This window comes from Mesorhizobium sp. M1163 (assembly GCF_040318415.1).
Taxonomy (GTDB): Bacteria; Pseudomonadota; Alphaproteobacteria; order Rhizobiales; family Rhizobiaceae; genus Mesorhizobium.
The window spans coordinates 1-16,798 of sequence record NZ_JAMYMF010000030.1 but is presented as its reverse complement, the minus strand read 5'-3'; the positions used below and the strand labels follow the sequence as shown (position 1 = coordinate 16,798).

Sequence of the window (16,798 nt, the reverse complement as noted above, 5' to 3'; positions counted from 1 at the left end):
CAATGTGTGATATCGGATTAGCGTCAGCGTACCGAACGAGCAGAGCCTGACGCTCCCCTGCCCGTGGTGCTTGGTATGTTTAAGCTTCCAACTATATCGCGAGCGGCAGCAAGAAATGCATCCAATTGCTCTTTTGTGCCGATGCTGACGCGGATGCAATGTTCCAAACCATTGTCCGGAAAGTAGGCAACGAGTATCTTTTGCCTTTCCAAGGCTGCTTGCCACCATGAGCCGTCCTGTCCCGCTGGCACACGGGCTAGCAAGAAATTTGCGTGGGAGGGCGTTACGGAAAATCCAAGTTGCGACAGTGCGGCTGTCACTCGCTGTCGTTCATGTCTGATGTGCTTGTGGTTCTCTGCGTAGGCGCCGCGATGCGCAAGCACGCTGATACCAACCGCATGCCCGATCACGTTCATGTTGAAGACGTTCTGGATGTTGCGCAGCCTGCCAATAATCTCAGGGTGACCGAAACCGAAACCGACGCGAATGCCGGCGGCGGCATAGCTCTTCGAAAATGTTCTCAAGATCAGAAGGTTCGAATAACGGTTGATGAGGCGCAGCCCGTGATCGGGTGCAAAGTCGACGTAGGCCTCATCAAGGACGACCAGGCGATCCGATTGTGCCACGAGGCGTTCGATATTGCTTATCGAGAGGAATGTTCCGGTCGGATTGTTTGGATTGGCCACCAGAATGAACTTGGCGTCTTTTGCCGGACCGGAAAGCAATTGCTCCATTGGCAGCGAATGAGTTTGACATCCGATCTCGAGAAACTCAGCACCATGCAACATGGCAAGTTTGCGGTTGAACGAAAACCCTGGCGATATCATCGCCACCTTGTCGCCAGGGGCGAGGAAAGCTCTGTAGATGAGTCCGAGCAGTTCAGACGACCCGTTGCCTGCGATGACCTGATCCGTGGATACGCCATAGGTACTGGACGCTGCTTCCCTCAAGCTGATGTTATCGTCGTCCGGATACAGGTACTGGCGATTGAGGGCCGCCACTGCACTTTGCATTATGATTGGCGGCAACGGAAACGGGTTCTCATTCGTATTCAGCTTGACAAAACTTTTGTCCGGCGCTGGTCCGTTGGACGGCAGAGCATCTAACTGTCGCGTCCCTTGCGGAAGAGACGAAAGCACAGCTTGCAGTTTTGCATCGGACATATTTTATCTCCGTTTCAGTCGCATAGGGGCATCCGCATGAGCTCGCAACGAGAGCAACATGGCGGACGGATTGACGATGGCAGCGTCGCCTTTCACAAGATGGTCGCAACGCCGGCTGCCACGGGAATTCGGCCAGGCTGTCCTCGGTCGGATCGACTTGACGCGGACGCGGGATCTGCATCCCTGCGCGGGCCAAGCCGCTAAGCGGTCTTAGCTAATCCGCCTGAGTCATGCTTTCACAGACGCTTGATCTCGATGCCGTATTTCCTCAGCACGTAGCCAATCTGGCGCGGGGTCAGTCCAAGCAGGCGCGCCGCCTTTGCCTGCACCCAGCCACAACTTTCCATGGCAGCAATGACGCGCTCGGCGTCGGTGGTCCTCGCGCCCAATGAGTGGGTTGCGCCGGCAGGCGGGACTGTGGTGGCGGCCGAACGAGCGGCCGCATCCGGCGGCGTGGCCGGATTCACTGCCTCTGGCAGGATTGGCGCTGGTTGCAGCGCGGCCTTGCCCGATCTGCTCTTCCGCAGCGCCTCGGCAAAGCATTGGTCGTGGGAGCACGCAAAGTCGTTTCTCCCGATTGATAGTCCCTCCGCCAGGATCGCGGTCCGGTGCACGCAATTTTCAAGCTCGCGAATGTTGCCGGGAAATTCACATTTCATCAGTACTTCAATCGCACGCGGGTCGAAGGTCAGCGTACGGCCGTTCTCATCGTTGAAATTCTTGAGAAACTCAGCTGCGAGGAGCGGAATATCGCTGCGCCTTTGGCGTAACGCCGGCACCAGCAAGGGAACCACGTTGATGCGATAATATAGGTCGGCGCGGAACTCATTCCTTGCAACGGCCTCTTCAAGGTTCCTGTTCGTGGCGGCAATCACGCGAACGTCGACCTTGATGGTCTGGTTGCTGCCGACGCGCTCAAACTCCTGCTCCTGCAGCACGCGCAGTAGCTTTGCCTGGAAGGAGGCCGAGATCTCGCCGATCTCATCCAGAAACAACGTCCCCTTGTCGGCGAGCTCAAAGCGACCCTTGCGGGAATTGAACGCGCTTGTGAAGGCACCCTTCTCATGACCGAACAATTCGGATTCCAGGACTGTCTCTGGCAGCGCTGCACAATTGAGTTTGATGAAGGGCCGCTTGGCGCGCGGCGACAACTCGTGAATTGCCTTGGCGACCAGCTCCTTCCCGGTACCGGATTCGCCTCGCAACAGAACCGTGGTCTTTGCCTTAGCTACAACTGCGATCTTCTCGAGCAGCGCGCTTAGCGCCGGACTATCGCCAATCATTCCCTTGACGTGAACCTTCTTGCGCTGCGGTGCAGGGTGCTTGACATCAGAGAATTGCGTTTGCAGCCCATCTTCCACCTCCGTCGGTCGTTCGCGGTTGCCCGCGGAGAAGCGGTGCAACTTGACTGTCTGTCCCACCATGTTGGCTATCATGGTGAGCAGCCGGACATCATAATCGAGCCGATACGTTGACCTGCTGTCCAAGGCGCGGTCGATAGTCAGTGTGCCTACGGCGTTCCCATCAACACGAATGGGAACGCCGATGAAGGACACGGTGTCGGAGGCCCCAAGCACCTCTATGTCAGCGGCAGTGAAGGCCGAATGCACCGCTATGTTCTCGGCGACGAGCGGCGTGTCCGTCGTCACAATCAGATCGATTGCCTTGCGCGGCAGGCGCATCCGGGAGCGCTCGTCGCTGTTCTCGTCGCAGCCGGTGACTACGGTGATGTCCAGTACGCCGTCAGCGTCGAAGAGAGCGATGATGCCGTGCCGCATCTGCACAAACGAGGGCAGGAGATCGACGACCTTGGCCAACGTGACTTCGAGCCGGGCGGGGTCGGTGAGTACTTTCGATATTTCGAAGATGCCGGTAAGCGCGTGCTCGTGCGATGGCACAAAAGGGACCGCGGTGTTCATCTCGGACTTTGGGTAAGCCCTTTTCGCATCCGGAAGCGAAATGCGGCACTCGCTGGCATTTTGTTCTGATTTGGGAATGTTGTGGTGCATATGATCCTCGATCTCGCGCCATGAAATCATGCCGGCGGCATGTGCGCCCGCGACGTCGCGGGCAAGCGCGAAAATGCTCTGACGTGAACTCGTGCCACCGCCGTGTGGTCGAGTGCAAAGCGGGTCGACCTCTGACGCATCGCTTGGCTCTCCCTCCACGAAGCTTGGCCACGTTCTCGGCTTGCACGGGGGCAACCACACGTTGATTTTCAAAAGACTGGAGCGAGGCGGGATAGTCAATCGAGCTTTCTTTCATTCGTGAAAGGAAACCTCGCGGCCTATGATAGAATTCATCAGTTCTAATTTTTGTCGGCGATGTTGACCGACAGAAATACGGCGCCGGCGATGCGGTGCCCGAGCGGCTGACCGCGCCGAGTTGCCGGGCCGTGCCAGTCACCAGCGCCTGCGAACCAGGGGCGGGAGCGATAATCACTGCCGACGACACTGGTCGGTCGCGGCAACCGCCATTTCCTCGATATTGATGACGCAGATAAGGCGGCGGCGTCGCGTGTGAAGGCGCGAAGATGGCGGTCGAGCGCGGCTTTCTCGGCGGTGCTCGGAACTTCTGAACCGCATCGTCGCGGTCAGCACCAGCGGCGTCAATCCCTACGTCTCGACGTCGCTTTCAAGCTGTCGCTGCAGCGGGAGCGCGGCAAAGAACACGGCAATTCTGCGCCCTCGTGCCAGCGATGCGGCCCTTCCCAAAGTCGGCAAACCGAGGAGCCCGCCACGATGTGCAGCAAAACCGCAAGCCAGAGAGATCGACCGGCAATCTGCCGGAGAACATCAAGCGCGTGCTGGACGGCGGCCTTGTCATTCGCGTCTTGTGCCACCGCATTCATCCCATCATTGGCGAGCCCAACGTCAGTTCAGGTCATGCGGATCCATTTGGCATGGGTATTGCGGCGGCGTTGGTGCAGCGTTCGACCGGAGCGCCGCGATAGGGAGAAGCCCGGGAGAAGTCACGCCACCTCCGGTCAGGGAGAGAGAAACAGTGTCAGCTGCACAAGTCCGCGGCGCGAGTCCCGCGCCCCGCAAACCCTTCTATGCCAAGCTTTACGCGCAGGTGCTTGCCGCCATCGCCCTAGGCGTCGCAATTGGCTATTTCTATCCGGGGACCGGCGAGAGCCTGAAGCCGCTGGGTGATGCCTTCATCAAGCTGGTCAAGATGATCATCGCGCCTGTCATCTTCCTGACAATTGCGACCGGCATTGCCGGCATGAACGATCTTCACAAGGTCGGCCGGGTCGCCGGCAAGGCAATGGTCTATTTCCTCACCTTCTCGACGCTGGCGCTGATCGTCGGCCTCATCGTCGCCAATGTCGTCCAGCCTGGCGCCGGCCTCAACATCGATCCGGCCTCGCTCGATGTCCAGGCCGTGAATACCTATGCCGCAAAGGCCCACGAGCAGTCGGTCACCGGCTTCCTGATGAACATCATCCCGCCAACGATTGTCGGTGCCTTCGCGGAAGGCGACATCCTGCAGGTGCTGTTCTTCTCGGTTCTGTTCGGCATGGCGCTCGCGATGGCCGGAGAGACGGGCAAGCCTGTCGTTTCCTTCCTTCAGGCGCTCATCGCGCCTGTCTTCAAGCTCGTCGGCATTCTGATGAAAGCCGCGCCGATCGGCGCTTTCGGCGCAATGGCCTTCACCATCGGTAGATATGGCATCGGTTCGGTCGTCAACCTCGCGATGCTGGTCGCGACGTTTTATTTCACCGCCTTCCTCTTCGTGTTCGGGGTTCTCGGCGCGGTCTGCCGCTACAACGGCTTTTCGATCTGTTCTCTTATTCGCTACATCAAGGAAGAGCTGCTGCTTGTCCTCGCAACGTCCTCCTCGGAGGCCGCGCTCCCCTCGCTCATGCAGAAGATGGAGAAGGCGGGCGCCAGACGTTCGGTTGTGGGTCTCGTCATCCCGGCCGGATATTCGTTCAATCTGGACGGCACGAATATCTACATGACCCTGGCGGCCCTCTTCATCGCGCAGGCGACGAACACGGATCTGTCAATCGGCGATCAGGTGCTGCTGCTGCTCGTTGCGATGCTTTCCTCCAAGGGCGCTGCAGGTGTGACAGGTGCGGGCTTCATCACCCTGGCTGCTACGCTCGCCGTAGTTCCGAGTGTTCCCGTTGCTGGGATGGCACTGATACTCGGCATCGACCGCTTCATGTCCGAATGCCGGGCGCTGACGAATTGCGTCGGCAACGCAGTGGCATCCCTCGTCGTTGCCCGCTGGGAAGGAGAATTGGACCGAGCGCAGATGAAAGCCGCCTTCTGCGGTCATCAGCTTGCCGAGGCATCAAACCGGCTATCCTCCGCCGAGTAAGGTCGACGCACCGCGACCGGTTTCGCCAAGCTGGTCACATGACCTGAACGATCGACTCGCAGGCTCTAAACGGCGCCTCACGGACCATGTATCAGAAGCGCAATATGTGTGAGTGCAAATCATCGCCGCCCTAAGCGAATGAACCTTCCGTTATACCCGGCCGGTCTACATCTGGAGTAGTCCAATACGCTGTCGATCATTCAGTATGCGGGCGTCTCCACTTTGCCCACCCGAAACCATTGTCGAATCGCGCTAGGTGACAGAGAGCCAGCCTGCGTCAAAAACCAATCAGAATAGGATCCATGACCAAGCGCCCCACAATTGCCGATCTCGCCCGCGAAGCCCGAGTCAGCGTAGCAACGGTCGATCGGGTTCTGAACGCCCGCCATCCGGTGCGCGAGGAGACCGCGCGGCGGGTCCACGACGCCGCCCACGCGATCGGCTATCATGCTGCCGGGCTCATCAAGCAGCGCTTGCGGCGAGACCTACCGTGCTACCGTCTGGGCTTCATCTTGAGAAAACCGGCCCAGCATTTCTACCAAGACTTTGCGCGCGAGGTCGAAGCGTCGGTCAATTTGGCCCAGTCCTTCCACGGCATTCCGCTCATCCAATTCGCCCCGTCACATATGCCGAGCGACCTAATCGCACCGCTCAAGGATTTGGGCGCACGCTGCCATGCGATCGCGATGGTGGCACCGGACCACCCGAAAATTACAGCAGCGGTTGAGGACCTCAAGGCCAAAGGCATTCCGGTTTTCTCGCTGCTTTCCGACTTCGCCGCCGGCGTGCGACAGGGCTATATCGGCCTCAACAACCGCAAGGTGGGGCGCACGGCCGCTTGGATGGTGTCCAAGGTCGCAAAACGGCCCGGCAAGGTGGCGGTGTTTGTCGGCAGCCATCGTTTCCAGGGGCACGAGCTCCGTGACGTCGGCTTTCGCTCCTATTGCCGTGAGAACGCGCCGACGTTCGAGGTGCTCGATCCGCTTGTGAACCTGGAGAAACGGCAGGTCACCTACGAGGCAACGCTTGATCTCATGCAGCGGGAACCCGAGCTCGTCGGCTTCTATGTCGCCGGCGGCGGCATGGAGGGCGCCATCTCCGCGGTCCGGGAAGAGGGTAAAAGTCGCGATCTCGTCGCGATCGTGAATGAAATCACGCCGGAATCTCGGGCGGCACTCGCAGATAACATCATCACGATGGCGGTCGCCACGCCAATGCGCCGGCTTTCCCTGGAGCTGATAACGCTGATGACGCGGGCTATCGAGACCGGCACTGCTGAAACACCAGGACAGACATTTCTGCCGTTCGACATCCATCTGCCGGAAAATATATGAAGCTGATGGATTCTATCGTAAGCGGGGAGTTTCCTTTCATAAATGAGAGAAAGTTGATTGATGATCCGATCCACGCGGGGTAGCCGCACCCCACAGGCCTCAGCCGCGGCCCAGGATGAAAGCGCCGATTGAGTGAACGGATCGGCCGCGCGTTCAGGCGGAAGCGCGAGGTAAATTCCCTGCATCCGCAGCGTCGACCTCGACCGGCTTCATTGCCAACATCTCGACGTTGTCGGTGCAGGGCGGTGTCGTCAAGGATGCCTCACGCCAGTAGCCGAGCGAGGCCGGCACAGTCCATGGGGATCGACCTCGTCGACCGCCATCTCCTCGCCTGGCCGCGCGTGAAAAGCCGCGGCAAGGCCGGCAAAGTTGGCATTTGAGTGGGGCTAAACATCTTCTGGGACTTCGCACGCGAAATCGGAGGCGGCAGTCAACTCAGCACCAACCGGGCATGTGTTCTGCTCGTTCCTGGCCCTCGTACTCAGCAAGGAACTGCGCCGCTCTGCCCCGAATGGCAACCGCTCCTCCGCGACCGCCTCCAGGAGCCACCATCGAAAAGGATGGTCGCGTCGTCACCACCACGTCACGGCAAAAGTGGGCAACGTCTTGAAGGCAGCTGGCATCGCTCTGCGACACACCTCGACAAACAACTCGCCTGAGATCACCCCCAAAAAGGTAGTGGTAACACGCGCCGGCGCGCGCCTAACATGCTGATTAATGACATTATTCTTACAGCCGGTGTTTAAGTGGGGCTAAATCTCTTCTGGGACTTCGCACGCGAAATCGGAGGCGGCAGTCAATTCGGTACCAACAACGGCAAGGTCGGATCCGGCGTGCCCGAGACGCTCAATAGTTTCAAGCAAAGGCGCCAGGCGAGATGCCTCCTGCAACATCATTTCCCGCATCCACAGGCTTGCCGGATCAGTATTGTGAAGCGCAGGCCATTGGACGGCCTCCGTGAATGCGGGATGAGGAAGTGGCGGCGGAAGTCCGACAATCCGCAGGGGTGTTGTTTTTGCGAAATGCTGCGCCAGCCGTAAGGGCATGGTCCCGATGCGGTTGGTGCCTGATACAACGGGCGGGATCATGCTAAAGCCCTGTACGACGACCTCGATACGTCTCTCGAAACCGTGCTCGAGCAAATACCATTCCTCCATGGTGGGCTGCCGGGTGTGCCTGAATCTGAGCACAACATGCCCCATGGACAAGTATCGCTCGAATGTAAGTGGCTCTGACAGCTGCTTGTTCGTGCCGCAGCCTACGCATACGAGCATATCTTCGAACAGGGCTGCGCGAGGATGTTTCGACATGAACACTTCCGGCATAATCAGAAAATGAACGTCGCCGCGCCGGAGAAGCTCCTCGGGGTCGTCGGAAATAGGCAGACATTCGAAGCGGACGGCGGGAGCTTCCCGCGCAGCACGCTCTACGATCTTCTTAAAAAATACGAGCGTGAGGTAATCGGAAAGCATGATTCGGAAGAGACGATCCGATTGGGCTGGGTTAAAGGCGTCCCAGGAAATAATCGATAGCTGGATGTGCAGCAATGCGTCCCGGACTGCTGGGGCGAGCCCCTCCGCGCGCGGTGTCAAAATGAGCTCGCGGCCGTTCATCGCAAATAGCTCATCGCTGAAATAGGCGCGTAACCGAGCGACGGCGGCGCTCATGGCCGGCTGGCTCAGGTTAATACTCCGGGCCGCCGCGGTGACTTTACGTTCCCTGATCAGAGCGTCCAGCACAACGAGGAGATTTAGATCCAGCCCCTTAAAACGCATGTCCTGATCTATCCAGCGTGTGGATGGGTATCATCTAAACAATCAATTTTACGAATTTACGAACCATGCATTAGAGGAACGTAAATGACCGACGTCAAGCTCAAATCGACGGCGCCGCAACACGGGCGGGAACATCGAGAGAGCTCATTTGCGAGCCCGACCGGCTGGCTCACCTTCGCTAACGACAACGGTTGAGTGCAGTCAAACAACGCCGCCGCTTTGGCCGGGTAATGCGGCCCGCAAGAAACCAATAAGAAAGAGAGATCCTGAATGCGCTCGCAGGTGCAGTGGAAGTTGTGCTGGGAAAATGAGTTGCAGCTCTCCGACCATGTCGAGCTCGCCAAGTTCTTTCGAAATACCTATGGGCCGACTGGGGCGTGCAACGCAGAACCGTTCGAAGGTAGTCGAAGCTGGGCCGGAGCCAGGCCTGAACTCCGCGTAATCGCCTATGATTCGAGCGGTGTAGCGGCCCACATGGGCATACTGCGCCGTTTCGTCAAGGTTGACGCGGTCGATCTATTGGTGGCTGAGCTGGGCCTGTACGGGGTACGTCCGGATCTTGAGGGCCTCGGAATCGCCCATTCAATCCATGTCATGCTTCCAACACTGCAGGAGCTTGGCGTTCCATTCGCTTTCGGAACCGTCCGGGACGCGCTGCGGAATCATGTTGAGAGGTTCGGGCGGCGATACAGCCCTTTGGCTGTTTTGTCGGGAATTCGTGTGCGCTCCACCCGACCAGAGGCGCGCCTCGACCTGCCGCCCACACGCATCGATGACGCACTCGTCATTGTTCTGCCAGTTGGACGACCGATCAGCGAATGGCCCACCGGCGCGATGATCGATCGGAACGGACCAGAGCTATGAGCCGTCCCGATTGCTTATACGAAGTGCGCCGTGAGTGCTCTGACGGCACCGGCCGTCGCAGCGTTTATCTGACGTTCGACGACGGTCCCAATCCACTTTTCACACCGGAGATTCTGGATGTGTTGGCAGAGCAGCGGGTGCCGGCGACTTTCTTCGTCATCGGCGCCTACGCCTTAGAGCACCCGGATCTAATCCAACGAATGTTTGCAGAAGGGCACGAGCTAGGCAACCACACGATGACTCATCCGGATCCGTACAAATGCGGCTTCGGCGAAGTGCAACGTGAGATCTTTGAAGCGAACGGCGCCATCATGAGGGCGTGCCCTCAGGCCTCGGTGCGCTATATTCGCGCGCCCTACGGCGCCTGGAGCGAAGAAGTCTTCACAGCGTCACAGATCGCCGGGCTGACGGCCCTCCATTGGTCCGTCGACCCTCGAGATTGGTCTCGCCCTGGGGTCGACGCGATTATCGATACCGTGCTCGCCTCTGTCCGGCCGGGCGCAATCGTACTCTTGCACGACGGATGCCCTCCCGGCGAGTTGAGCCAGGGCGCTCACGCCGGTCTGCGCGACCAGACGGTCACGGCGCTGTCCCGTCTGATTCCAGCACTTCATGAGCGCGGATTTGTAATCCGCTCACTTCCTCAACATCACTGAACAAACGAGATCCCATGACTCTTCTTGGTACAACCAGCACTGTGGCCATTTCGCTTTATGCACTGCTCTCGACTACTTATAAGAGCATGCAGGGGATTTATGCTCTGCCGACAAACGACTCATCGGCGTTGGAGGATCTCGTCGGCTCCGATCAACTGCCCAGCGTGGATGTCATCGTCCCCTGCTTCAACGAGGATCCGCGCACGCTTTCAGAGTGCCTGGCTTCCATTGCAGACCAAGAATACGCCGGAAGACTTCGGGTCTATGTGGTTGATGACGGTTCTGGAAATCGCGAAGCCGTAGGAACTGTCCACGAAACCTACGCGCGCGACCCTAGGTTCGACATCATTTTGCTTCCCGAGAATGTTGGAAAGCGCAAGGCACAGATCGCCGCGATACGCCGCTCATCCGGGGATTTGGTGCTTAACGTTGATTCAGACACGATACTCGCGTCCGACGTCATTACCAAGCTTGTACCGAAGATGCGAGATCCAGCGGTCGGCGCAGTCATGGGTCAGTTGACGGCCAGTAACCGGAGCGAGAGCTGGCTGACCAGGCTGATAGACATGGAGTACTGGCTGGCTTGCAACGAGGAGCGCGCGGCACAGGCTCGCTTCGGTGCCGTTATGTGCTGTTGCGGCCCATGTGCCATGTACCGCCGGTCTGCGCTCCTTTTGTTACTGGACCAGTACGAGTCGCAATTTTTTCGGGGCAAGCCAAGCGACTTCGGTGAGGATCGCCATCTCACTATCCTCATGCTGAAAGCAGGCTTTCGAACCGAGTACGTTCCGAGCGCCATCGCGGCCACAGTCGTTCCGAACAGACTCGGACCGTATCTGCGCCAACAACTCCGTTGGGCACGAAGCACATTCCGGGACACGCTGCTTGGGCTGCGCTTGCTGCCCGGCCTCAATAGCTATCTCACGTTGGACGTGGTCGGACAGAATCTCGGGGCGCTACTCCTCGCCCTATCGGTACTAACGGGCCTCGCACATTTCGCACTGACAGGCACTGTGCCTTGGTGGACGGGCCTGATGATTGTGTCCATGACCATAGTCCGATGCAGCGTGGTAGCATTTCGTGCTCGACAGTTTCGATTTCTGGGCTTTTCCCTGCACACGTTCATCAACATCTTTCTCTTACTTCCCTTAAAGGCCTACGCGCTGTGTACATTGAGCAATAGCGATTGGCTGTCGCGAAGCTCTGCTGTCGCTACATCGAACACTGGGGGAAAACAGGCCCCCACCCAAACTCCGATCACTGGATCAAGCAGGGCAGAATTCTCACCGCATGCAGCTCCGCTTCGCAGGCTCAATCTTGGGCGGGATTCTTCGGGATTAGCGCTTTCGGGCAACATTTGCGGCGACGAGTGATCGCTAATTACCTAGGTGGACGAGAGGTGGACGAGTTTGACCCAGAACATGAATCATCAGTTGCTCGATCGGGAATTGGCCGCAGACGATCCGTGGCGCCTCGACGGCAATCCGTTCGAGCGGGAGCGCCACACGCAAATGCTCCAGCTGGCGCTTGCCCAAGGCTCCATTACAAATGCCCTCGAAGTCGGGTGCGCTGCCGGCGCATTCACGGAAAAACTAGCCCCCTACTGCCAAGGGCTCACCGTCATCGATGTCGTGGCGCAAGCGATTGCTCGAGCACGTCAACGGATAAAGGAGCCGTCGCGCATCAACTGGATAGTCTCCGATGTTCAACAGTTTTCGACCGACGAGTTGTTTGACCTGATCGTTGTGGCGGAGGTCCTATACTACCTCGAAGACATAGCCGAGATGCGCGCGGCCGTCAAAAACCTGGTGCGGGTGCTTGCGCCAGGCGGGCATCTGATCTTCGGATCGGCAAGGGATGCTAATTGCCGTCGCTGGGGTCACGCCGCTGGTGCTGAGCCGGTCATCGCCATGCTGAACGAAACGTTGATCGAGGTAGAGCGTCTTGAGTGTCGGGGCGAGTCGGTCAACGAAGACTGCTTGCTCGTCCGTTTCCGGAACCCGCTTTCCGCTTCCTGATGAATCGAATCTATCGCCGTTAACGTGGAGACACTATGCGCATCTGTGGTACCAAGCTGACCCATGATGGGGCGATCGCCCTTGTCGAGGATGGACGGCTCGTCTTCTGCGTAGAGCAGGAAAAGCGGCACAACAATCCGCGTTACCAAACCATCGATAATCTCGACGCAATTGTCGCCGCTTTGGCGGAACAGGGGCTAAATCCTTGTGATGTCGATCAGTTCGTTATCGACGGCTGGGATGGCGAAGACGAGTCACAGTTTCAGGTCCGGCAGGCAACAGCAACCGCCAGTCGTGGCGACGCTCTCGGTAAAATGAACCCATGTCCACGGTAACGATCGATCTTACTGACGTAAGCAAAACTTATGACAAGCTCGTTGTCGACAGACTGTCGTTCCGCGTTACGGCGGGGGAATGCTTCGGGCTCTTGGGACCGAACGGCGCGGGCAAAAGCACGATTGCGCGTATGGTCCTCGGCATGACATCGCCTGATGCGGGGAAGATTACTGTGCTCGGCGCTCCAGTGCCGGCGCGCGCGCGTTTGGCACGTATGCGCATCGGCGTGGTCCCGCAGTTCGACAATCTTGATACCGCGTTCACTGTACGCGAGAACCTGTTGGTGTTCGGGCGCTACTTCCGGATGAGCAGACGCCAGATCGAAGCGGTCATACCGTCGCTGCTTGAGTTCGCCCGCCTCGAGAACAAAGCGGATGCGCGCGTCGCCGAACTGTCCGGCGGCATGAAGCGGCGCCTGACGCTCGCGCGTGCGCTGATCAATGACCCGCACTTGCTGGTGATGGACGAGCCGACCACCGGCCTCGATCCGCAGGCCCGCCACCTGATCTGGGAACGGCTGCGATCGCTGCTGGCGCGGGGCAAGACTATTCTTTTGACTACCCATTTCATGGAAGAGGCCGAGCGGCTGTGCGATCGGCTGTGCGTTATGGAGGAGGGGCGCAAGATCGCCGAAGGCCGCCCGTCCGCACTCATTGACGAGCAGATCGGCTGTGACGTGGTCGAGGTCTACGGCGGCAATCCGCATGAACTGGGTGCGCTGATCCGGCCGTACGCACAGCGCATCGAGGTGAGCGGTGAGACGCTTTTTTGCTATGCACCCGATCCGGAGCAGGTGCTGGTGCAGCTACGCGGGCGCGCGGGTCTGCGCCTTCTGCAGCGTCCCCCCAATCTCGAGGATGTGTTCTTGCGGCTAACCGGGCGCGAGATGGAGGACTGAACAATGGGCGAACGTTATGCGGCGGCCATGCCCGCCAATGCGTGGAATTGGGTCGCGGTTTGGCGCCGCAACTATCTTGGATGGAAGAAAATCGGGCTTGCATCGGTTCTCGGCAACCTCGCCGATCCGATGATCTATCTGTTCGGTCTCGGCTTTGGCATCGGAACAATGATAGGTCCTGTTGAGGGCACTTCGTACATTGCGTTTCTCGCGGCTGGCATGGTTGCCACAAGCGCGATGGCATCGGCGACTGCTGAAACGGTTTACGGGAGTTTCGGCCGCATGGACAACCAGCGCACCTGGGAAGGAATGCTATGCACTCAGCTGACGCTCGGCGATATCTTACTCGGCGAATTGGCGTGGGCAGCCACCAAGGCCCTGATGGCGGGCACAGCAATCACTATTGTTGCCACCACGCTCGGCTACACATCGTGGCCATCCATCCTCTGCTTGCTGCCAGTCATCGCTCTCAGTGGCCTCGCCTTCGCGAGTCTAGCGATGGTCGTCACGGCGCTTGCGCCCAGTTATGAATATTTCATATTCTATAATACGCTTGTTATAACACCCATGCTGTTCCTTTGCGGCGCGATGTTTCCGGTCAACCAATTGCCCGGCGCTTTTCAGGACGTCGCCTCCTTGTTGCCGCTCGCACATGCAATTGACCTCATTCGTCCGGCGATGCTTGGCCGTCCGGCCGGCAGCATGGGCCTGCATATCGGCGCGCTTTGCATATACACGGTTTTGCCGTTCTTCCTATCGGTTGCTCTATTTCGTCGTCGGCTGATGCGTTGACGCTACTCACCATTCGTAAAATTGATTCTTTGGGCGATACCCATCCACGCGTCGGATAGGTCAATACATGCGTTTTAAGGGACTCGATCTAAATCTCCTCGTTGTGCTGGACGCTTTGATCAGGGAGCGTAAAGTCACCGCCGCGGCCCGCAGTATTAACCTGAGTCAGCCGGCCATGAGCGCCGCCGTCGGTCGGTTACGCGCCTATTTCAGCGATGAGCTATTTACGATGAACGGCCGCGAACTCATTTTGACACCGCGCGCGGAGGGGCTCGCCACAGCAGTCCGGGAGGCATTGCTGCACATCCAGCTGTCGATTATTTCCTGGGACGCCTTTAACCCGGCCCGATCGGATCGTCGCTTCCGCATCATCCTTTCCGATTACCTCACACTCGTATTTTTTAAGAAGATCGTAAAGCGTGCTGCGCGGGAAGCTCCCGCCGTCCGCTTCGAATGTCTGCTTATTTCCGACGACCCCGAGGAGCTTCTCCGGCGCGGCGACGTTGATTTTCTGATTATGCCGGAAGTGTTCATGTCGAAACATCCTCGCGCAGCCCTGTTCGAAGATATACTCGTATGCGTAGGCTGCGGCACGAACAAGCAGCTGTCAGAGCCACTTACATTCGACCGATACTTATCGATGGGGCAGGTTGTGCTTAAATTCGGGGACACCCGGCAGCCCTCCATCGAGGAATGGTATTTGCTCGAGAACGGTTTCGAGAGACGTATCGAGGTCGTCGTACAGGGCTTTAGCATGATCCCGCCCCTTCTATCAGGCACCAACCGCATCGGGACAATGCCCTTACGGCTGGCGCAGCATTTCGCAAAATTAACACCCCTGCGGATTGTCGAACTTCCGCCGCCACTTCCTGCCGCATTCACGGAGGCCGTCCAATGGCCTGCGCTTCACAATAATGATCCGGCAAGCCTATGGATGCGGGAAATGATGTTGCAGGAGGCATCTCGTATGATTACCCCGCCTAAGAGCACCGGACGTCTCAGTTGTCGGCCGACGACCCCTCGGTTATGAGAGGAGGCAAAGGGAGAGCAGATCCTTCAGCCTGAAGAGGTGGCAGCGATGCTGCCGCTGCATGAGCTTGGCTGGGGAACCGACGGGCGAACGAATTCGGGTGCGCTCGCAACACGGTGCCTCGGTATCTAAGCGAGGGCGGGACTGTTCCGTTTCGCAAGCCTGTGCGGCCGACCGCGTTTGACGGACTGGACGATTGGCTGCGGGAGCGCTTCTTCCCCCATGGCTCGGGCTGGATGACGATCTCGACCCGCTCCAGATGCGCCGGGAACGCCTTGCGCGGTCGCGCAGCACGTCGCGGCTCGCCTGTCGGTCTTGCGGCCTCGAGCTCGGACTCAATCGCGCCGAGCCCGGTCTGGATTTCGAAGGCGAAGGCCTGCTGGGCACGTTCGAGCTTCTCGGAGCTGCGACCGAAGCGGCGCGCTCCAGCTGCTTGACGATCCCATGAAGGTCGGCGATCCTCTCCTGGGCACGCTCGTTGAGTGTCGCCATCCGGACGATCTCGGCCTTGAGTGTTTCGCTCCGGAGTTGTTGCAGTTCGGCCTTCTCCGCCGCCATGGCGACGAACATCGCCTTGAGCGGATCGATTTCGTGGGGACGGGCCGAAGCGCTTCTCGTCATGACGCCGACAGGAGCTTGTTTTACACGGCCTGAAGCCCGCCTTTTGCGCCTGAGTCACTTCGCCACCGCCTTCCGGCCGGACGCCGTCGCCGTTCGGCTCGAACGCGCGTCCAGTCCATGCCTTCGACGAGCGCCATCAGTTTCGGCGCGGCAAGCCGATCACGCCGTTCTCCGCCAGCGGAACTTGTCCTCGTCCAGCGCTCACGGTGCGGGTATGCCGGCGTCGAGCAAACAGAGAGAAGTTTGGGGCCCAACCAGGACGGCCCCGTTACGAAGTTCGTCCTAGTCTAGTCCCGGTTTGAGTGTCGAATCTTCATCGATTGCATCGGCGACCAGCGTCCCCGCCGCCTGCGAGCCCGCAACTGCTCAGCAGAAGGAAGTGAACGTGAGTGCATCCATTTCGTAAATGTGTGTCTATCCAAGCAATCGATTTCTCTAATTATCCGATGAGGAATATGAAACGCGTCAGGCAGGGTGCATCATTAGGAGTATTTTCGATGGCAAACATTATCGAGGGTGGCCCGGGTTCCGAAACACTCCTCGGCACCAAGCTTGAAGATTGGATGGAGGGTTTCGGGGGCAATGACTGGATTGACGGTCGTGGCGGCAACGACGAGATCTCGGCTGGCGCGGGCAGTGACCGAGCCCTCGGCGGCGAGGGTAACGACCGCATCTTCGGCGGAGATGGCTGGGACGATCTCTCCGGCGACAACGGCCGCTTCAACGCGCGCATCTCCGGTGAGGACAATGACAGGCTCAGCGGCGGTCCCGGCCAGGATGTCGTCTACGTGGGTGACGGCCAGGACACGTTGACCGGGGGCACCGACAGTGACACGTTCGTGTTCCAGTTCCACAATCCGGTGCCTGGGGTCGTCCCGAGTGTCGGGTCGAAGCCGGACATTTCCACTATCACCGATTTCAACCCGGCGGAGGACAAGTTCGCCTTCGATGCGGTGGGCCTCTACAACGACGGTTTTGG

At 58.8% G+C, this 16,798-nt stretch carries 15 protein-coding genes and 4 pseudogenes; 15 read left to right on the top strand and 4 right to left on the bottom strand.

Annotation, left to right across the window (positions count from 1 at the left end):
* Positions 1-23 precede the first annotated feature (23 nt).
* Both hisC and nifA read right to left on the bottom strand, forming a co-directional pair.
* Positions 24-1,163 (bottom strand): histidinol-phosphate transaminase, encoded by a 1,140-nt coding sequence (gene hisC, locus NKH43_RS25270; RefSeq protein WP_352860322.1) that lies wholly within the window; start codon positions 1,161-1,163, stop codon positions 24-26.
* A gap of 236 nt (positions 1,164-1,399) precedes the next feature.
* Positions 1,400-3,172 carry a nif-specific transcriptional activator NifA gene (gene nifA / locus NKH43_RS25265; RefSeq protein ID WP_352860321.1) on the bottom strand — a complete coding sequence of 591 codons (1,773 nt, stop codon included), beginning with the start codon at positions 3,170-3,172 and terminating at the stop codon, positions 1,400-1,402.
* 734 nt (positions 3,173-3,906) lie between these two features.
* Here nifA and NKH43_RS25260 point away from each other — a divergent pair.
* The 4 genes and pseudogenes from NKH43_RS25260 to NKH43_RS35365 all read left to right on the top strand — a co-directional run.
* Entirely contained in the window at positions 3,907-4,116 is a 210-nt protein-coding gene (locus tag NKH43_RS25260; protein WP_352860319.1) for a hypothetical protein, read from the top strand.
* A gap of 50 nt (positions 4,117-4,166) precedes the next feature.
* A complete protein-coding gene (locus NKH43_RS25255; RefSeq protein WP_023678259.1) occupies positions 4,167-5,495 on the top strand; it encodes a dicarboxylate/amino acid:cation symporter in 1,329 nt (442 codons plus the stop codon).
* A gap of 302 nt (positions 5,496-5,797) precedes the next feature.
* Positions 5,798-6,829, top strand: coding sequence for a LacI family DNA-binding transcriptional regulator (locus tag NKH43_RS25250; RefSeq protein ID WP_352860317.1), 1,032 nt, complete (start codon positions 5,798-5,800; stop codon positions 6,827-6,829).
* Positions 6,830-7,243: 414 nt separating this feature from the next.
* A pseudogene (locus NKH43_RS35365) lies at positions 7,244-7,488 on the top strand (IS1634 family transposase); the annotation flags it as partial.
* A 93-nt stretch (positions 7,489-7,581) separates the two neighbouring features.
* On the opposite strand, the gene NKH43_RS25245 reads toward NKH43_RS35365, so the two are convergent.
* Positions 7,582-8,604, bottom strand: a complete 1,023-nt coding sequence (locus NKH43_RS25245; RefSeq protein ID WP_352639926.1) for a LysR family transcriptional regulator — start codon at positions 8,602-8,604, stop codon at positions 7,582-7,584.
* A gap of 270 nt (positions 8,605-8,874) precedes the next feature.
* Between NKH43_RS25245 and NKH43_RS25240 the strand changes: the two genes are divergently transcribed.
* The 9 genes and pseudogenes from NKH43_RS25240 to NKH43_RS25200 all read left to right on the top strand — a co-directional run.
* The gene (locus NKH43_RS25240; RefSeq protein WP_023678262.1) at positions 8,875-9,468 is read left to right on the top strand and encodes a NodA family N-acyltransferase; all 594 of its coding nucleotides are present in this window, start codon (positions 8,875-8,877) and stop codon (positions 9,466-9,468) included.
* A complete protein-coding gene (gene nodB, locus NKH43_RS25235; RefSeq protein WP_023678263.1) occupies positions 9,465-10,124 on the top strand; it encodes a chitooligosaccharide deacetylase NodB in 660 nt (219 codons plus the stop codon). Before NKH43_RS25240 ends, nodB begins: the two co-directional genes overlap by 4 nt.
* A 14-nt stretch (positions 10,125-10,138) precedes the next feature.
* Entirely contained in the window at positions 10,139-11,497 is a 1,359-nt protein-coding gene (gene nodC, locus NKH43_RS25230) for a chitooligosaccharide synthase NodC (protein WP_352571047.1), read from the top strand.
* A gap of 48 nt (positions 11,498-11,545) precedes the next feature.
* Positions 11,546-12,142 carry a nodulation methyltransferase NodS gene (gene nodS / locus NKH43_RS25225; protein ID WP_352450799.1) on the top strand — a complete coding sequence of 199 codons (597 nt, stop codon included), beginning with the start codon at positions 11,546-11,548 and terminating at the stop codon, positions 12,140-12,142.
* 35 nt (positions 12,143-12,177) lie between these two features.
* Positions 12,178-12,426, top strand: a pseudogene (locus NKH43_RS25220) (carbamoyltransferase N-terminal domain-containing protein); the annotation flags it as partial.
* Between the two features lie 38 nt (positions 12,427-12,464).
* Entirely contained in the window at positions 12,465-13,376 is a 912-nt protein-coding gene (nodI, locus tag NKH43_RS25215) for a nodulation factor ABC transporter ATP-binding protein NodI (protein WP_352466668.1), read from the top strand.
* Between the two features lie 3 nt (positions 13,377-13,379).
* Positions 13,380-14,168, top strand: a complete 789-nt coding sequence (locus NKH43_RS25210) for an ABC transporter permease (RefSeq protein WP_352450738.1) — start codon at positions 13,380-13,382, stop codon at positions 14,166-14,168.
* A 67-nt stretch (positions 14,169-14,235) separates the two neighbouring features.
* Positions 14,236-15,198: a LysR family transcriptional regulator gene (locus NKH43_RS25205; protein WP_023678269.1), complete on the top strand. Its 963-nt coding sequence runs from the start codon at positions 14,236-14,238 to the stop codon at positions 15,196-15,198.
* Between the two features lie 21 nt (positions 15,199-15,219).
* Positions 15,220-15,422 (top strand): annotated as a pseudogene (locus NKH43_RS25200) (IS21 family transposase); the annotation flags it as partial.
* 29 nt (positions 15,423-15,451) lie between these two features.
* On the opposite strand, the pseudogene NKH43_RS25195 reads toward NKH43_RS25200, so the two are convergent.
* Positions 15,452-15,610: pseudogene (locus NKH43_RS25195) on the bottom strand (IS66 family transposase); the annotation flags it as partial.
* A 32-nt stretch (positions 15,611-15,642) separates the two neighbouring features.
* Here NKH43_RS25195 and NKH43_RS25190 point away from each other — a divergent pair.
* Entirely contained in the window at positions 15,643-15,852 is a 210-nt protein-coding gene (locus tag NKH43_RS25190) for a hypothetical protein (RefSeq protein WP_023678271.1), read from the top strand.
* A 464-nt stretch (positions 15,853-16,316) separates the two neighbouring features.
* A partial coding sequence (locus NKH43_RS25185; RefSeq protein ID WP_502906508.1) for a calcium-binding protein occupies positions 16,317-16,798 on the top strand: 482 nt, incomplete at its 3' end.

Bases quoted from the DNA above. Each gene is read 5' to 3' on its own strand.
- nodI (WP_352466668.1), top strand. From the start codon at position 12,465: ATGTCCACGGTAACGATCGATCTTACTGACGTAAGCAAAACTTATGAC.
- NKH43_RS25210 (WP_352450738.1), top strand. From the start codon at position 13,380: ATGGGCGAACGTTATGCGGCGGCCATGCCCGCCAATGCGTGGAATTGG.
- nodB (WP_023678263.1), top strand. From the start codon at position 9,465: ATGAGCCGTCCCGATTGCTTATACGAAGTGCGCCGTGAGTGCTCTGAC.
- nodC (WP_352571047.1), top strand. From the start codon at position 10,139: ATGACTCTTCTTGGTACAACCAGCACTGTGGCCATTTCGCTTTATGCA.
- nodS (WP_352450799.1), top strand. From the start codon at position 11,546: ATGAATCATCAGTTGCTCGATCGGGAATTGGCCGCAGACGATCCGTGG.
- NKH43_RS25190 (WP_023678271.1), top strand. From the start codon at position 15,643: ATGAAGGTCGGCGATCCTCTCCTGGGCACGCTCGTTGAGTGTCGCCAT.
- NKH43_RS25240 (WP_023678262.1), top strand. From the start codon at position 8,875: ATGCGCTCGCAGGTGCAGTGGAAGTTGTGCTGGGAAAATGAGTTGCAG.
- NKH43_RS25205 (WP_023678269.1), top strand. From the start codon at position 14,236: ATGCGTTTTAAGGGACTCGATCTAAATCTCCTCGTTGTGCTGGACGCT.
- NKH43_RS25250 (WP_352860317.1), top strand. From the start codon at position 5,798: ATGACCAAGCGCCCCACAATTGCCGATCTCGCCCGCGAAGCCCGAGTC.
- hisC (WP_352860322.1), bottom strand. From the start codon at position 1,163: ATGTCCGATGCAAAACTGCAAGCTGTGCTTTCGTCTCTTCCGCAAGGG.
- nifA (WP_352860321.1), bottom strand. From the start codon at position 3,172: ATGCACCACAACATTCCCAAATCAGAACAAAATGCCAGCGAGTGCCGC.
- NKH43_RS25245 (WP_352639926.1), bottom strand. From the start codon at position 8,604: ATGCGTTTTAAGGGGCTGGATCTAAATCTCCTCGTTGTGCTGGACGCT.